This is a genomic window from Paenibacillus sp. J2L1-98, assembly GCF_056269405.1.
Genome location: NZ_JBWDNW010000001.1, coordinates 685,021 through 701,922, shown reverse-complemented (window position 1 = coordinate 701,922; position 16,902 = coordinate 685,021). Strand labels below are relative to the sequence as shown.

The 16,902-nt window shown below is 47.3% G+C and carries 11 protein-coding genes; 10 read left to right on the top strand and 1 reads right to left on the bottom strand.

The genetic code is table 11. The features are described from left to right. Positions 1-44 precede the first annotated feature (44 nt). The 6 genes from AC0YNZ_RS03280 to AC0YNZ_RS03255 all read left to right on the top strand — a co-directional run bounded on the left by AC0YNZ_RS03280 (position 45) and on the right by AC0YNZ_RS03255 (position 9,085). On the top strand, positions 45-1,370 hold the full coding sequence (locus tag AC0YNZ_RS03280) for an ABC transporter substrate-binding protein (RefSeq protein WP_475825234.1): 1,326 nt from the start codon (positions 45-47) through the stop codon (positions 1,368-1,370). 32 nt (positions 1,371-1,402) lie between these two features. Then, complete coding sequence (locus AC0YNZ_RS03275) at positions 1,403-2,290, top strand: carbohydrate ABC transporter permease (RefSeq protein ID WP_475825233.1); 888 nt, start codon at positions 1,403-1,405, stop codon at positions 2,288-2,290. Then, positions 2,290-3,144: a carbohydrate ABC transporter permease gene (locus AC0YNZ_RS03270; protein WP_475825232.1), complete on the top strand. Its 855-nt coding sequence runs from the start codon at positions 2,290-2,292 to the stop codon at positions 3,142-3,144. The genes AC0YNZ_RS03275 and AC0YNZ_RS03270 overlap by 1 nt, the downstream gene beginning before the upstream one ends. 25 nt (positions 3,145-3,169) lie before the next feature. Further along, positions 3,170-4,792, top strand: coding sequence for a glycoside hydrolase family 5 protein (locus AC0YNZ_RS03265; protein ID WP_475825231.1), 1,623 nt, complete (start codon positions 3,170-3,172; stop codon positions 4,790-4,792). Between the two features lie 298 nt (positions 4,793-5,090). Continuing rightward, complete coding sequence (locus AC0YNZ_RS03260) at positions 5,091-8,411, top strand: discoidin domain-containing protein (protein ID WP_475825230.1); 3,321 nt, start codon at positions 5,091-5,093, stop codon at positions 8,409-8,411. A 413-nt stretch (positions 8,412-8,824) separates the two neighbouring features. Further along, entirely contained in the window at positions 8,825-9,085 is a 261-nt protein-coding gene (locus AC0YNZ_RS03255; RefSeq protein ID WP_475825229.1) for a hypothetical protein, read from the top strand. A gap of 179 nt (positions 9,086-9,264) precedes the next feature. Here AC0YNZ_RS03255 and arfA read toward each other — a convergent pair whose 3' ends face one another. Beyond that, a complete protein-coding gene (gene arfA / locus AC0YNZ_RS03250; RefSeq protein WP_475825228.1) occupies positions 9,265-10,776 on the bottom strand; it encodes an arabinosylfuranosidase ArfA in 1,512 nt (503 codons plus the stop codon). Between the two features lie 157 nt (positions 10,777-10,933). Here arfA and AC0YNZ_RS03245 point away from each other — a divergent pair, with 157 nt between their 5' ends. From AC0YNZ_RS03245 to AC0YNZ_RS03230, 4 genes are all read left to right on the top strand, one after another. Beyond that, complete coding sequence (locus AC0YNZ_RS03245; RefSeq protein ID WP_475825227.1) at positions 10,934-11,836, top strand: ArsR/SmtB family transcription factor; 903 nt, start codon at positions 10,934-10,936, stop codon at positions 11,834-11,836. A 49-nt stretch (positions 11,837-11,885) separates the two neighbouring features. After that, positions 11,886-13,463 carry a response regulator transcription factor gene (locus AC0YNZ_RS03240; RefSeq protein WP_475825226.1) on the top strand — a complete coding sequence of 526 codons (1,578 nt, stop codon included), beginning with the start codon at positions 11,886-11,888 and terminating at the stop codon, positions 13,461-13,463. A 3-nt stretch (positions 13,464-13,466) separates the two neighbouring features. After that, positions 13,467-15,242, top strand: a complete 1,776-nt coding sequence (locus AC0YNZ_RS03235; RefSeq protein ID WP_475825225.1) for a cache domain-containing sensor histidine kinase — start codon at positions 13,467-13,469, stop codon at positions 15,240-15,242. Between the two features lie 184 nt (positions 15,243-15,426). Continuing rightward, the gene (locus AC0YNZ_RS03230; protein ID WP_475825224.1) at positions 15,427-16,728 is read left to right on the top strand and encodes an ABC transporter substrate-binding protein; all 1,302 of its coding nucleotides are present in this window, start codon (positions 15,427-15,429) and stop codon (positions 16,726-16,728) included. The last annotated feature ends 174 nt before the right edge of the window (positions 16,729-16,902 follow it).

Below are 16,902 nucleotides of genomic sequence, written 5' to 3'. Positions count from 1 at the left end.
GCTTACCTCATCTATACTGAAGAAGCACCAAATCAAAAAGGGGGATGTACACGATGAAGAAAGCGCTTTATCTAGGACTTGTAGGTTTATTGTTGATGTTGTCGCTAGCTGCCTGCAGCTCTAATTCCACAGGTAACGGTGAGCAGGCGGCAGCAACCCATGCAGGAACCGCAGAGAAAACGGAGGAGCCCGCTGCGGGAGCCCAAAAAGTCGAATTGAAAATTCAGATTGGCTCGCCTAGGTTTAAGGATCAATTTGAAAAGTATTTTGAGCAGTTCAAAGCGAAGGAGCTCGCGGAGAAAAATATCGAGGTTACGATTGATCTTGAGATGCCGAATCCGGATCAATCCAAGCAAGTGCTGCAGGCCAGACTCGCATCGGACGATGCGCCGGACATCTTCGATGTTCATGCCAACGATCTCCCTACTTACTATAAAGCAGGTTATTTGGAGGATCTTACGGCACAGCCGGCGATCGCCACTTTATATGACAGCGTAAAGAGCACGGTGACGCTTGACGGTCAAGTCGTTGCGCTTCCGCTTGAGAGCTTGTCATGGGGATATTTGTACAACAAAAAAATATTCAGCGGTTTAGGAATCACGCCTCCGCAAACGCTGGACGAAATGAAAGCGGTTGTAGAAAAGCTGAACGCGAATAACACCAAGCCGTTCCTGCTTGCTTTCCAAGAGTCGTGGGTGCCGCAGCTGATGACAGCCCTATCCCTTGGCGGAATTATTTCCTCGGAGCATACGGACTGGATCGAGAAAATGAATAAAGGCGAAGCCTCGTACGCCGATGTACAAGATATTTTTAACATTATCGATCTTATTATGGCGAACGGCACCGATAAACCTTTCGAGGTTGGAAACGAAGCAGGGTCTACTGATTTTGCTAACGGTAAAGCGGCTATGTGGGTGCAAGGACCGTGGAATGCCGAAACGATTTTGAAAGTTAATCCTGAGATGGAATTCGGCGTTGCTCCGCTTCCGGTCAGCAACAATGCGGCCGGCACGATGATCAACCTGTCGACTTCGACGACGCTTGCTTTATCGAAAACCAGCAAAAATAAAGAAGTGGCGCTTGATCTACTGAACTATTTCTATGATGCCAATGATTCATCAGCATTGTTTCAGGAGCTGAAATTTAATCCGGTGTCTACTGTTCATAAGTACGAGGTGTTCCCATGGGTGAATGAAGCGTCGGAATACGTTGCGAAAGGCAAAGCCTACCAAGATTTGAAGCTCCCGAACGGAGTAACGGACGAACAGTCGAAATTGCTGCAAAGCTACTACGCCAAAGAAGTTACAAAGGAACAGTTTATCGCGAGTATGGATAAGGCTTGGGCGACTGCGATCAAAACAGCGCAATAAGGAAGGCAAATGGCTGACAAGGAGTGACGAATATGAACATAACGCGAAAAAACAAGCAAACAGTCATTCTTCTTGCCTTCGTGCTTCCGGCCTTATTGTTTTACGCTGTATTCACCATCGCCCCTACATTCGGGGGCGTGTGGTACAGCTTAACGAATTGGAATGGCCTGAATCCCGCCTATGAAATGGTGGGATTCTCCAATTATACCGAAGCGCTTGGGAATGATCCTTATTTCATCAAATCGATAGGGTTCACGCTGCAATATGTGATCTATATGGTCGTTTTGCAAAATGCTATCGCACTGCTTTTGGCTGTATTTGTGGAGTCGAGAAGGAAGAGTAAGGTGCTGTTCCGCACCGTATTTTTTACGCCCAATATGCTCAGCTTGATTATCGGCGGGTTCATGTGGGTGTTCATTTTCACGAAAGTGCTGCCTTCTATTGCGGAAAAATCAGGTTTTCTCTTCTTGGACCAATCGTGGATTGGCGATCCATCCTGGTCGTTCTACTCGATCATTATTCTCTCGTTGTGGGGCGGCGTAGGGTATCAAATGGTTATTTATATTGCGGCGTTGCAAGGAGTTCCGGAGCAATTAAGAGAAGCGGCCGCCATTGACGGCGCAAGCAGCGTGCAGACCTTCCGGCATGTCACGCTTCCGATGATCTATCCTGCGATTACGATCGGTATTTTCTTAACGCTAAGCTCTTCGTTTAAAGTGTTCGATGCCGTATATGCGTTAACCGGCGGCGGACCAGGCAGATCAACGCAGGTGATTGCGCTTAATATTGTAGAGGAAGCATTCCGCTTCAATCAGCGTTTTGGATATGCGAGCGCCAAAGCCATCATCCTGTTCGCTATTGTCCTGCTCATCACGATGATTCAATTATGGATCATGAAAAGAAGAGAGGTGGAGGCTTGATGGCGAAGCGGCAAACGGATCTTTCATCGGTCAGGCGCGGCGCCGGTAACGCTTTTATTGTTCTCTTTTTAATAATCGCCGCGATCATCACGCTATTTCCTATCTATATGGCGGTGCTGAATTCCTTGAAATCGGACGGGGAAATGCTGAATCGGGTTTTGTCGCTTCCAACCCGTCCGGCGTTCAGCAATTATGCCGACGCATACCGGAAGATTGATTTTTTAAGAAGTTTCTGGAACACGATCGTCGTGACGTTAACGGGTGTTGCGGGAATCATTTTATTCGCATCAATGGCCGGGTACAAAATGTCGCGGACACCGGGAAAGCTAAGCCATTTCTTGTTCGCATTATTCGTTTTGTCATCCTTGATCCCGTTTCATTCGATTCTGATTACGCTTGTCAAAATCTCGAAGGAGTTTAAGGTTCAAGGGACTACACTTGGTCTAGGATTGATCTATATCGGGCTTGGAGTCGCGCTGGCCATCTTTCTTTACCACGGTTTCGTTAAGTCGATTCCAAGAGATTTGGATGAAGCGGCGCTTATGGACGGATGCGGCGATTTCCGTTTGTTTTTCGTCATCATCTTTCCTCTGCTTCTGCCCATTACGGCAACGGTTGCAATATTGAATGCTTTGTGGATGTGGAATGATTTTCTGCTGCCGCTGCTTATGCTTACGGATTCGGATTATTACACGCTGCTCATTTCTACAAATATGCTATTCGGCGAGTATAACAACGACTGGTCGGCGATTCTGGCTTCTTTGGTGCTGACGATGCTTCCGATTATGGTCGTGTATTTGCTTCTGCAAAAATATATTTTGAGCGGTATAGCGGAAGGCGCGATTAAAGGTTAACCCCAGAAGGGACGAGGAGTTGGAGATGGAGCATAATCATGAAGTGCGGGGGTTTCTAAAAGCTTCCGGGAAGAAAGTGATAAACGGCGAGGGAAAAGAAATACTGCTTCGCGGCGTCGGTTTCGGCAGCTGGCTGCTGCCTGAAGGCTATATGTGGCGGTTTCCCGGTCAAGGCGACCGTCCGAGAAGGATCGAACGTTTGATGGTTGATTTGGTCGGGGAGGCGAAGGCGGCCGATTTCTGGGAGCGTTATTATGACCGCTATACGGCAGAAGCGGATATACAAAAAATCGCATCGGAGGGCTTCAATTCCGTACGCGTGCCTATTAATGCCAGATTTCTAATAGAAGAGGGGGAACCTCTGCAGGTTAAAGAAGGACGTTTGCAGCTCATAGACCGAGTCATCGAGTGGTGCCGGAAATATTCGCTTTATGTCATTCTGGATTTGCATGGCGCTCCCGGCGGGCAGACCGGTACCAATATCGACGATTCGGAGAACGACAAGCCGGAACTGTTCATGGATGAGCGCAATAAACGGTTGACGGTTGCGTTATGGAGGATGCTCGCCGACCGTTATAAAGACGAATGGATTGTGGCGGGGTATGATCTGCTGAACGAGCCGCTTCCCGATTGGTTCTCGGCGTATAATGGCGAGGTCATGCCGCTGTATAAAGAGATTGTGAACGCGATCCGGGAAGTGGATGACCGTCATATGATCATTTTGGAAGGCGCGCACTGGGCTACCGACTGGTCGATCTTCGATGAGAAGATCGATGACAATCTCATGCTGCAATTTCATAAATACTGGAACAATCCGGATACGGAGAGCATTCAGCCATTTTTGGACAAACGGGAAGAGTGGAATGTTCCGATCTTTATGGGCGAGGGCGGGGAGAACAACTGCGATTGGTTTGCTGGTGTATTCAGGCTGTACGAAGACCATGATATTTCATGGAATTTCTGGACTTGGAAGAAGCTCGAATGCACCAACTCTCCTTGTTCTGTCATCATGCCTGAGGGCTGGCAGCTTCTTATTGACTATTTAGAGGGCGGAGTCAAGCCGAATGCGAACTTGGCTGAACGCATTCTGTGGGAATATTTAGATAATCTGTTGATTGAACGCTGCTTGTACCGGCCTGAGGTCGTCAACGCTTTATTCCGCAGGCCTCCCGTCCGTATTCCGGCCATTTTTTATGGATACAAGGGGGCGGGCACCAGCTTCAGCATAGGTGAGAATGCCGTGAAAAACGCAGGTTTTCGGGTAAATGACGGTACGGCTATCCGTTTTGTGGAAGGTGGACGGGAGAAGCCGAATTTTCAACATATGAAGGGTGAGGAATGGGAGCCGGATGAGCTGATGTATGTTCAATTAGCCCCAAATGATTGGACTGCTTATGAATTTACGGTCCCCTCCTTCCAAGCTTCATTTGATTTTACGTTGGATATCCATCTTCGGGCGGAGGACAACGGCTGCCTTCATATCTTTTTAAACGGCGTCTTGCTTGGCGCGTCTGAAACGCAGGGTAACGGCTGGCAAACCTTTCGGTTACCACGGAAATTTCAGGCGAAAGAAGGCACTCACCGATTGGTGCTGACGGCTGCGGGCCATCCTGCAGCGATCCAGTGGCTGCGCATTGCTCCAGTCTAGCTTATCAACATAATCGTATCCGAAGGCACCGCTGAAAGAGGCGGTGTCTGTTCATCTATCATGCATGGAAATGGCGGGTCATAACGTCAATATAATGCAATAAAAACTGCTAAAATGCTGTAATGAAACCGGAAATTATTCCTGTTACACTCGGATTGCACACTATTGAAAACGCTTTCTAATAGAAGGAAGACTTTTATCAGCTTAATACGAAAGGCGGTGCTCTTCATCTTCCAAGGTGAAATGAGGTTTTCATAGGCTGATTGGAATTGAATACTAAAATTAGTAGGAGGTCATCATGAATAATAGACGGACATTAATGCTTACATTAGCTATCGCTCTTGTTTTGCAGGCATTTGCTTTTTCTGCAGCGCCCCAAGCTACCGATGCTGCGTTCGCATCAAGCGATTTCTTGAAGACAGACGGAAAATATATTAAAAAAAATTACGGTACCGGTGAAATTGTCAATTTACATGGCACAAACCTGGGCGGCTGGTTAGCGCAAGAGGATTGGATGTCCCCGCTCGGCGAGTTTGCGGCGGATCGTACCGGCTGGACGGCAAGCGCATCGGTGAATTCTTCCAGCGCCGGAAATGTCCTTGACGGCAGCCGCACAACAAACTGGAACACCGGCGCTAACCAGACGAACGGGCAATGGTTTCAAGTGAACCTGGGAAAGCCTACCTTATTTAACCGGATTTATGTCGATGCAGGCGGGGCGGCTTCGGACTATCCGCGCGGCTATCAAGTTCAAGTATCGAGTGATGGAACGACTTGGAGAGACGTGGCAAGCGGCACCGGAAGTACGGTGAATACGGCTCTTCGGTTTACGCCGCAAGTTGCACAGTATATCAAGGTGACTCAAACGGGAAGCGCCTCAAATTGGTGGTCGGTTTCCGAGTTTAACGTTTTCTCGGAGCCCGTGCTTAATAACAGCAGCTTTACCGCTGCGGCATCTTCTACCGGAACCGGGACAACAGCAGCGAATGCCCTTGACGGCGATGCGAATACGCGTTGGACGAGCGGCGCGGCACAAACGGGCGGCCAGTCCTTTACGATTAATCTCGGCAAAAATACGGAAGTCAGCCGCATATTGATCGATGCGGGGCCTGCGTCGACGGGGGATTACCCGCGCAGCTATGAAATAATGGGCTCGCAGGACGGCGTCAACTGGACGAAATATGCAAGCGGCTACGGAACATCCCGTATCGTATATGCGGAGTATTGGACGACAGTGTGGATGCAGTATGTCAAAATTAATCAAACCGGAACGAGCGCAAACTGGTGGTCCATTGCCGATGTGGCTATTTATTCGGGCTCGAATTTTGAGAGGACAGGCTGGAATGTTACGGCATCCTCGGGCACGCCTGGAACGGCCATAGACAATGATACGAATACGGTATGGACGACGGGAACCAATCAGGCAAACGGACAATGGTTCCAGGTCGATATGGGCGCGAACATCACATTCAACCAAATCGTTATGGATACCCCGAAAAATTCGACGTATGAACAAGATTTTCCGAAAGCCTATACGGTACATGTATCAAGTGACGGTACGAACTGGACTCAGATAATCAGCGGCCTTGGCAGAAGGAAGGCAACGCCGATCAACTTCTCCCCAGTCAGCGCAAGGTATATCAAAATAACGCAAACGGGAAGCGCTGCAAACTGGTGGTCGATCGGCGAGCTAAATGTTTATCTGAACAATGACGACTATTCCTTATTTAAGACGCTCAAACAGCGTTTTGGCGACACAACGACGGAAAGCTTGTATACGACTCATCAAGACACATGGATTCAAGAAAGTGATATAAACAACATTCAGAATATGGGAATGAATCTGGTTCGTCTGCCTATTGCCTGGTTCGAACTCGTTAATGAAGACGGAACAATTAAATCGAACGCATGGACAAAGATCGATTGGCTGGTTGAAAAAGCAGCTGAAAGGAATATCTATGTCCTGCTTGATCTTCATACGGTTCCTGGCGGAGGCTGCCCGTGGGGAAGCTGCGGCAGGGTCGGCACCAATCCGAATGAATTTTGGACGAATACAGCTTACCAGGACATGGTAGTCGATATTTGGGAAGAGATCGCAACCCGTTACGAAGCCAATCCGGCGGTAGCCGGTTATGACCTGATCAACGAGCCCTTGATCGATTACGGTGAGGACACGGATGATGTAGCACAGAAGAGCGCTTATTACGATAGGCTGTACGATGCTGTTCGCGAGATTGATCCGGATCATACGATATACATCGCGGCATTTTTTGATTGGGCGAACATTGCGGCTCCCGGGAATTACGGCTGGGAAAATGTTGTCTATGAGCTGCACCCTTACGATATGCCGGGCGGAAGAGACTGGAACGCGCAAAGCAGTCTGGTGGATACCCAATTATCGAATGTGGCAGCTAAGCTTAATGATCCGAATTACAATATTCCGGTTCTATACGGGGAATATTCTTTGTACCATTACGATGACGTATGGGCCAAGTTTATGTCAGGATTAAATGCCTTGCATGTAAACTGGACGAATTGGGCCTATAAGGTTCGAGGCGGACAATATGAAGGCGCCGGAGGGTACTGGGGCTTCTACAACAGCAACTCAAGTCCGGTGCCAGTCATTAACAATGACAGTTCCACAACAATCTCATCTAAATTGACGCAGTTTGGAACAAGCCAATTCCAAGCGAATTCAAGCTTTATCGATGTCGTCAGCAGATTTACAAAAGGCGATCCATGGATGGCTACGGTACCTCTCAATCAAACCGGCTTCACAGCATCAGCGTCGTCAACAGAAGCAGGAGGTGCGGCTTCCAATGCATTAGACTGGAACAGCGGTACCCGATGGAGCACTGGTGCAGCGCAGACAAACGGCCAATGGTTCCAAATCAATATGGGATCGAAGAAGGTATTTGACCAAATTTCCTTTGAGACTGGAGCAGCCGACAAATGGGATTACCCCCGCGGTTACCAGATTCAGGTTTCGAACGATGGCGCAAGCTGGACAACGGTGAAGAGCGGTAACGGGTTCGGCTGGAAGCAGGCCATCGTGTTCGCGCCGCAATTCGCACAATACGTGAGGATCGTTCAAACGGGCAGCGCTCCCGATTGGTGGTCGATTTCCGAGGTTCATCTATTCTCAGAGGCTGCGCTGAGCCGCTCCGGCTGGACGTCAGCCGCATCGTCGACGGATTCTGGAAGCTCATTATCCAGCGCATTGGACGGTAATACAGGAACTAGATGGAGCAGCGGCGCCGCACAAGCGAATGGCCAATATTACCAAGTGGATATGGGAAAAAATCAAACCTTCAACCGCTTACTGCTTGACACGGATGCATCGTCATCCGATTACCCGCGTGGCTATCAAGTGCAAGTATCAACGGACGGAACCACTTGGTCGACTGTAACGAGCGGCACGAACAGCAATCCAGATGTACTCGTACAATTCCCTGTTCAAGTTGCCCGCTATGTGAAAATTATCCAAACCGGCACTTCAAGCAGCTGGTGGGCCATCCATGAGCTTAACGTTTACGGTGAGCTGGAACGCAGCCGCACCGGCTTTACTGCAACGGCTTCTTCAACAGAATCGGGCGGATCGGCAGGCAACGTCACTTAGAAGCCACATCACGGACATGATTATATCTAGTCTATGGTGTGGCTCTATTAGTTGAATGGAATCGATTACAAGAGTGAACCGATGCAAAAACATGATCCATTAATTGGGATAATTTCAATCAAATGATAGTGGCTATAGTAAAAAACTCGAAAACTGTCGTTTTTCATTTGAGATTTTCCGCTCGATTATTTGACAAAACGAAAACGGCGAATCTGACTCAGCAAACTTGAAAATCGCTTAAATCCTGCATGAATACACGGATATCCAAAAAATGCTGTTCTCTCACATGCAAGTGAGAGAACAGCATCGTCTGTACGTAAAAAAAATTTTTTTCGACTTCGCACTTCGACAGAGTTTTATTTATGTTGGAGCTATACTTAATAGGTACATTACATAGACATCGGAGGGTGCTCATGAACAATTCAAATCTAAGAAAAAGAGTTATTTGGTTCATTAACAGTGAAATTGAACGTGTTCTAATGAATCTAAAAAATGGTGCAGTGAACAAAGAGCATGCCTTAGGAAGCTTTAACACACTTTATCAGATCGCCTCGTCGTTGAAAGATGCAGACTCGATGGTCAACTTATGTGAGATTATTGAGAAGGTAAGAGATTCGCATCACCGATCAGGATTATTTTATTTTACGGAAAAACGTACGGAGTTTTTCTATTAATCTATTTTATATGCGCTTTCAAAAAAAAAGACCAGTACGGTCTTTTTTGTTTACGCGAAATTAACAGGAGATTTTCCATTTAACACTAAGCCGCGTGCCTATGCCGCAGCTCTTGCGAGGAAAAACTGCCGGAGCAGTTGCTCCGGCGGTTCTTGTCCGAATAGCATGAGGTTTTCCGGCTATCCTTTTTTGGTTTGCAGACGGATCACATTCCAGGAAGCTTTGCCGAGCATCGCTTTCACATATCCGTTATCCGCTTTAGCGCTGCCGTTGTTGCGTGGAACGACGTTGCTCGGATTCGTTTTGGTATTGCATGCTTTCACATCCTCATTTTCCAGGACGATATGCTCTATAATGCTCGCTTCTCCGAAGCTGCGAACGTCGACGTCAAGCTCGAGCCCTTCCGATAAATGCCGGTTAACAGCGAAGATGGTCACCTCGCCCTGCTCCTCATTGTATACGCTGATTGCCTCCAGGTATGGAACATCAGTGAACTCCTTCGAGTCGTATTTAGGCGAAGAAGTTATCGGGTGAAGCACCGTGCCTCTGCCGTAGAGAGAAGCATGCATATAAGGGTAGTACGTCGTTTGCAACCACAGCGGACCGCCATTTTCTGTCATAATCGGTGCAATGACATTAATCAATTGCGCAATGCAAGCCATTTTCACACGGTCCGCATGCTTAAGAAGCGTAATCAAGAAACATCCTACCGCAAGAGCATCCTCCAGCGTATATACGTCCTCGAATTCAGGCGGGGCCACCTGCCAGCGTTCATCGGCACGGCTTGTTCCGATTGAATTCCAAACATTCCACTCATCCAAGGAGAGCATGAGCTTCTTCTTGCTTCTTTTCTTCGCTTTCACGTAATCGCAAATAGCGGTAACGCTGTAGATGAATTGATCCATATCAAGCGACTTCGCCAAGAAATTCGCGGAATCATTTTCATTATTGTTGTAGTACGTGTGCAGCGACAAAAAGTCCACTTGCTCGTAGGTAAGATCAAGCACAGTAGCCTCCCAGTCCGCAAAGGTACTCATGCCGCTCGATGAGCTTCCGCATGCCACGAGCTCGATGGAAGGATCTACCCAGCGCATCGCTTTGGCGGTTTCGTTCGCGAGCCTGCCGTATTCCACAGCTGTTTTTGCCCCGATTTGCCAAGGTCCGTCCATTTCATTGCCAAGGCACCATGTTTTGAATTTATGCGGATCCTTGTAGCCATGAGAAATACGCAGATCGCTGTAGTAAGAACCGGACGGATGGTTACAATATTCAACGAGATTTCTAGCCGCATCAACGCCGCGCGTACCCAGATTGACGGCCATCATGACCTCTGAGCCGACCAGCTTCGCCCAATCCGCGAATTCATTTGTCCCCACCTCATTCGTTTCCGTGGTCCACCATGCGAGATCGAGCAGTCGTTTCCGCTCCGCTTTAGGACCAACGCCATCCTCCCAATTATAGCCGGATACGAAATTTCCGCCCGGATAACGGATGATCGGAACATTCAAGGAACGAATCGCTTCCAGCGCATCGCGGCGGAAGCCGTTCTCATCTGCCGTGGGGTGACCCGGCTCGTAAATACCCCCGTAAACAGCGCGGCCCAAATGCTCGATAAAGGAGCCGTAGAGTCTAGGATCCACCGCCGAGACGGTAAAATTTTTATCGATAAGCATCGTTGATCGCATAGACATAGAATAAAATCCTCCTAATTGAATTAATGGATAAATTAATTCAAAATTGTTGAAATCATATATTATATTTATCATAATAGATAAATACATGCAACACGAAGAAAACGAAAATCGCAGAATTAACTAAATTACTAATTGTAGAAGCGGGTGTGCAAAAATGTATTTATCGACTGATGCGGAATCGCTGCGCGTATATGAGGCGCTGGCGAGTGAGGTGCGCTTGCAAATTATTGATTTATTATATACAAAGGAGATGCATATTAAAGAGCTGGCGTCTACACTATATTTAAGCAGCGCCATTGTGAGTACGCATGTGAACAAGCTGCAAAAAGCAGGGCTCGTCAGCTATAAAATGAAAAGGATCAACGGCGGAACCTATAAATTTTGTTCGCTGACTACTGAATATCTCCAAATCAAATTATCCCGTACGGCAGCTGCGGCAAGAAAGTACGTTGAGGTTTCAGTGCCTGTCGGCCACTATACCGATTTCGAAGCAGCTCCAACCTGCGGAATCGCAACGACCGAGAAGATGATCGGCCATTATGACAATCCGATTTATTTTTTGGATCCCGAACGTGTTCATGCAGGCATCTTGTGGTTTGCCAGAGGGTTTGTCGAATATAAAATACCGAACTATTTATTTAAGGATCAATCGGTGCAGGAAATCGAAATCTCCTTGGAGATCGGTTCCGAAGCGCCGCATATCGATGAAAATTGGCCTTCGGATATTCAGTTTACGATCAATGACCGGCTGCTTGGCGTATGGACAAGCCCGGGCGATTTCGGCCGGATGAGAGGCCGTTTGTCGCCAGACTGGTGGCATAGCGACGTCAATCAGTACGGTTTGATGAAGGTGCTGCGAATAAATGAAAACGGGACCTTCATTGATGGCCAGCAAATTTCAGGGATTACGATAAAGGATGTGCCTTGGAACAGCACGCAGTGGACGTTTCGTATCAGCGCGGAGGACATTGCACGCGGCCGGGGAGGGCTTACCCTGTACGGAAAAGGCTTTGGCAATTATGATCAAGACATCGTAATTCGCAGCTATTATGAGTAAGGGGTTCCTGTAGGAACATGTAAAGTATTATTATAGCGGAGGTTAAGAAATGGCAATTTCTTGTCGCGTTCTTATTGTAGATGATGAATTATTAGTCCGGCAGGGCATTAAGCATTTGCTGAACTGGGAGCATGAGGGATTTCAGATCGTGGGAGAGGCTTCAAACGGCAAGGAGGCGCTGGAGCAAATCGAGCGTTTGGAGCCGCATATCGTGATTACCGATATCGTGATGCCTGTGATGGGCGGAGAGGAGCTGACCCGTGCTGTTAAGGCGTGCTTCCCGGAGATCGAAGTGATCATTTTAAGCAGCTTCGGGGAATTTGATTACGTGAGGTCGACCTTCCAAAGCGGAGTAGTGGATTATATATTAAAGCCTAAGCTTGAAGCTGTGCAGCTGCTCGAAATTTTGAAGCGAACCGCCCGGAAAATTCCTTCCTTGAAGCTTGTCGAATCGAACGACGATGGCAGCATCTCCATTAAGCTTGTCATCGATAAGCTGATATCCGGCTATGAGGTCGATGCTGAAAGTTCAGTAATCGCAGAAGCTTTTCCCTATAGCAGCTTCTGCCTGTTTGGAGCTGATTTGAAGCAGCTGCCGGGAAAAAGCAAGGATGACCACGCCTCGTCGCAGTGGCTCGATAAAATGTCCGCAGCGCTCGATGATGGCTTGGAGCAAGCGGTTTGTTTTCCTGTTCCGACTGAACCTGGCATGGCTGCCGTCCTTGTCAACCTGGACAAAAGTGAAATGGATCGTTTGACAGGTATTGCCCGAAAGCTTGCTACAAGTTCGAAGGAGCAGCTGCCAGAGATCGGCTGGACGATCGGCGAGGCATTCACCGATTTGAGGCAGCTGGGGACGAATTTTAAGGAAAGCTTCCTGAAAATAAACGCATACCGCTACTTTCTGCCTGCATCCACTCCATTAATTGTTCATGGCGAGCTGCCTGCAGCCTCGGATGAGGAATTGAAATTTAATATGAATCGGTTTACAGAACTCATGAGCAGGCGGCAGTTCGAAGAGGCGTTTGACGAACTGCGGCAATACGTGCACCGCTCCTCCAGCCAATATAAAACGGATGTATATGCATTTAAATCTTTTTTGGGAAACATTATTTTTAATATTACGATTATGTTAGCCCGCCACGACATGGAAATGAAGAAGCTGGAGGAAGCTAAATATGCTTACTTCAAATCCATTAGTGAATCAAAGCATGTCAGCGGGGCCATATCGCTTCTCGAGACGTTTATAAATGAAGCAAACACTGTTATTGAGACGAAAAGGACAGCCGGCGGCAATCCGAATATGGCGCTGCTGCTTGATTATATCCGACAGCATTATGCCGAGCCGCTCAGCCTGACGGAAATTGCGAAACATTTTCACTTTAATCCGTCGTATTTGTCGAGCTATTTCGCTTCGCATAATCCGGAAGGGTTTAGTGAGTATTTGAACAAGATCAGGGTGGAGAAGGCAGCGGAGCTTCTGCAGCAGGAAACGGCGTCCATCTCCGAAATCAGCGGCATGGTCGGCTATTCGGATCACAGTTATTTTACGAAGGTATTCAAGAAATTAACAGGCTTGTCGCCGAGCCATTACCGAAAACAATACTTGGGCATGAAGAGGGATTAGGCAATGAGACGCATATTAGACAAATTTAAATATCACGGCCTTTTTATTAAAATGTTTATCGTCACGCTGGTAAGCATTATTTCGGTAGCGCTGCTCACGACTTTCGTCACGATTCAAATGTCGGAGAGGCTGTTCATGAATACGTTCAGCATTACGAACTCCAAGATCATCAGCCAAATTCAAGCGAATTTCGAGGCGTTTAACAATGCCATCGTTACGGCTTCGAATAATGTGCGGCAGAACGGTACGTTAAAAAGCTTTCTGACAGAGCCGGATACGGACACGCTCTCCTCGCTACACAGCTATTATGAGGCTATCCAGCAGATGAAGCGGATCCAGTCCAATGTGGCTGCCTATCCGGTAACGATTACCATAATGGGCATAAATAAGAAAAGCCACTCAACAGACAGCTATTACTGGCCGAATTCACTGGAGAAGCTGAGAGGCAGCAAGCTGACCGCAAATACGCTTAACGAGCCCAAAAGGCTTATGTATCAATTGGATAAAGAAAATATAACCGGTTCTCCCGAGGAGGATCCGGTTATTGTTGCATCCAAAGCGTTGATGGAACGAACGAGCGGAAATCAATATGGCGTTCTTTATTTTGCGATAAGGGAAAGCGACTTTAAACGGTTTTATTCAAGCTTCACAAGCAGCGGCAACGACGTCGTCATTTTGGACCGGTCGGGCGTCGTTGTATCAAGCAACCGTCATGAGCTAATCGGCAAAGAAGAGCAAGCTCTGCTAGGCTATGCCAAACAGATTGAACAACAAAAATTAAGCTTCAAAGAAGTAAGCGTAATGGGGAAAAGCAGTCTGGTGCTCTCTGAATACCTGCCAGTTTATGACTTTTACCTCGTCAATCTCATTGATAAGCAGGAAGTGCTGAGCGATATGGTCGATTTCAGTACCGTTGCGCTTATTTGTATTGCCATCGTGATTGCCGCACTTATTATCGTTTTTCTCATCTCCAGACGATTGACGAAATCATTGACTTTGTTAGCCAGACAAATGTCCCGCATTACGAAAAACAATTTCCATAACTATACAACCGTTTCGGGAAGCTATGAGATCAAGGAGCTCGGAAAGGCATACAACTATATGCTTGATGAGCTGAACGAATATATGAAGAAGCTGATTCAGACGCAGAAGGACCAGCGCAACGCAGAGCTCTCGGCCTTGCAAATGCAGATCAATCCGCATTTTCTGTACAATACGCTTGCCTCCGTCAAGATATTGGTGCAGCAGGGCAATAAGGAAAAAGCAGGGGCAACCATTAATGCGCTTATCTCGCTTCTGCAAAATACGGTAAGCAATATTAGCGAGACAATCACCGTAGCGCAGGAGCTCGTAAATTTAAAAAACTACGTTTTTATTAATCATGTTCGCTATGGAGAGCAGATTACAGTTAATTATTTTATTTCCGGCGATTGTTACGGTTATCACATTCCTAAGCTTATCATTCAGCCTTTCATTGAAAATGCCTTCTTCCATGCGTTCCAGGAACGAAATGAAGGTTATATTTATGTGCTCATATCACGTGAGGAAAATGCGCTAGTATGCGAGGTGGTCGACAACGGCGTAGGGATGAAGGGCTACGGTCTTGAAAATGCCCCTCACAGCTCGATCGGCACAAGCCATTTCTTCTCCGGAATCGGCATCCGAAACGTACATGACCGTCTAACGCTGCTTTATGGAGAGGAATTCGGCGTTACGATTGTAAGCGATGTTGGCGAGGGGACTAGAGTGAAGATCAGGCTTCCGCTGCTTCGAACCTAAAAAAAGTACCAATAAACAAATTAAGTTCTAATTACATAAAGAAAACTGGAAAGGTAACAATAGAATGACAAATCAACACAAATATATTGCTAACGAATCATTTTAACGGGTTGCTATAATGAAAAACGTTAGCAGGCAATCGCTTTCAACAAAGAGCTTACATTACTTAAGGGGGTTGAATGTTGTGAAAAAACTACTCGCTGTTATGCTGGCAAGCTTCGTGCTCCTGACGGCATGCGCAACCAAAGAAAACAATGCGCCGAATAATGGCGGCAAGGCCGCTGAAGAAACGAAGGAAATTACCGTATGGGCATGGGACAAAGTATTTAATATCGGTGCCATGGAACGTGCAAGCGAAGCTTACAAGGCAAAAAATCCGGATTCCGACTTGAAAATCAACATAGTGGAAAATGCGCAGGCTGATATTATTCAAAAATTGAACGCAGGTTTGAACGCAGGCACGACAAAAAGCTTGCCGACAATCGTATTGATCGAAGATTACCGCGCTCAAAGCTTTTTGCAGGCTTATCCGGACGCATTCTTCGAATTAACGGATTTCATTAATCCGGCTGATTTCGCCGATTACAAAATCGGACCGACAAGCGTGGACGGCAAGCAATACGGCGTACCTTTCGATTCCGGCGTAGCCGGCTTGTATGTGAGAAGAGATTACTTGGAAGAAGCAGGCTATAAGGTTGATGATCTGCAGGATATTGACTGGAAGAAGTTTATCGAAATCGGTAAAGCTGTGAAAGCTAAAACAGGCAAAGCGCTGCTTACACAAGATCCGAACGACCTTGGCCTGGTTCGAATGATGATTCAATCGGCTGGTTCTTGGTATTTGAAGGATGACGGCACAACGCCTAACCTGGCGGGTAACGAAGCGCTTAAGGAAGCGTTCGAAACGTATAAAGAGCTTATGGGCGCAGATATTGTGAAGGTTACATCTGATTGGAGCCAATTCGTGGGCGCATTCAACAGCGGAGAAGTCGCAGCTGTTCCTACCGGCAACTGGATTACGGCTTCCGTTAAAGCGGAAGCGTCGCAGTCCGGCAAATGGGCTGTCGTACCTTTCCCTAAGCTGGCGAACAACCCGAACTCAGTGCATGCATCTAATCTTGGAGGCAGCTCGTGGTATGTCATGAACGTTGACGGCAAAGAAGCGGCGGCAGATTTCCTGAAACAAACCTTCGGTTCCGACGTTGACCTTTATCAGAAACTTGTGACGGAAATCGGCGCGATCGGTACGTTAAAAGCGGCTGCTGCAGGAGATGCTTATAAGAAAGCTGATGAATTTTTCGGCGGACAAAAGGTGATTGAAGATTTCGCCAAATGGACGGAGCAAATCCCGAAAGTAAACTACGGCATGCATACGTACGCGGTTGAAGATATTCTCGTTGTAGAAATGCAGAACTATTTAGGCGGCAAAGATATCGATGCTGTGTTAAGTGACGCTCAAGCGCAAGCTGAAACACAAGTTAAATAAATCAGATTATACGGCAACTAAATAAAACCTGGGGCTTCTCCTTCTTCTGAATGGTAAGGTACATCCAACTGCAGGAGTTGGAGGAGTCTCCAAGGTTTTATTTCCGTAAAGAAAGGGGTTAGGCTACCGTGAAAGCAGCGAGGCCTGGCGTAAATATTCGCACGAGAGCTAACT

Excerpts from the sequence above, each read along its gene's own strand:
- AC0YNZ_RS03280 (WP_475825234.1), top strand. The coding sequence starts at position 45 with ATGTACACGATGAAGAAAGCGCTTTATCTAGGACTTGTAGGTTTATTG.
- AC0YNZ_RS03275 (WP_475825233.1), top strand. The coding sequence starts at position 1,403 with ATGAACATAACGCGAAAAAACAAGCAAACAGTCATTCTTCTTGCCTTC.
- AC0YNZ_RS03270 (WP_475825232.1), top strand. The coding sequence starts at position 2,290 with ATGGCGAAGCGGCAAACGGATCTTTCATCGGTCAGGCGCGGCGCCGGT.
- AC0YNZ_RS03265 (WP_475825231.1), top strand. The coding sequence starts at position 3,170 with ATGGAGCATAATCATGAAGTGCGGGGGTTTCTAAAAGCTTCCGGGAAG.
- AC0YNZ_RS03260 (WP_475825230.1), top strand. The coding sequence starts at position 5,091 with ATGAATAATAGACGGACATTAATGCTTACATTAGCTATCGCTCTTGTT.
- AC0YNZ_RS03255 (WP_475825229.1), top strand. The coding sequence starts at position 8,825 with ATGAACAATTCAAATCTAAGAAAAAGAGTTATTTGGTTCATTAACAGT.
- arfA (WP_475825228.1), bottom strand. The coding sequence starts at position 10,776 with ATGTCTATGCGATCAACGATGCTTATCGATAAAAATTTTACCGTCTCG.
- AC0YNZ_RS03245 (WP_475825227.1), top strand. The coding sequence starts at position 10,934 with ATGTATTTATCGACTGATGCGGAATCGCTGCGCGTATATGAGGCGCTG.
- AC0YNZ_RS03240 (WP_475825226.1), top strand. The coding sequence starts at position 11,886 with ATGGCAATTTCTTGTCGCGTTCTTATTGTAGATGATGAATTATTAGTC.
- AC0YNZ_RS03235 (WP_475825225.1), top strand. The coding sequence starts at position 13,467 with ATGAGACGCATATTAGACAAATTTAAATATCACGGCCTTTTTATTAAA.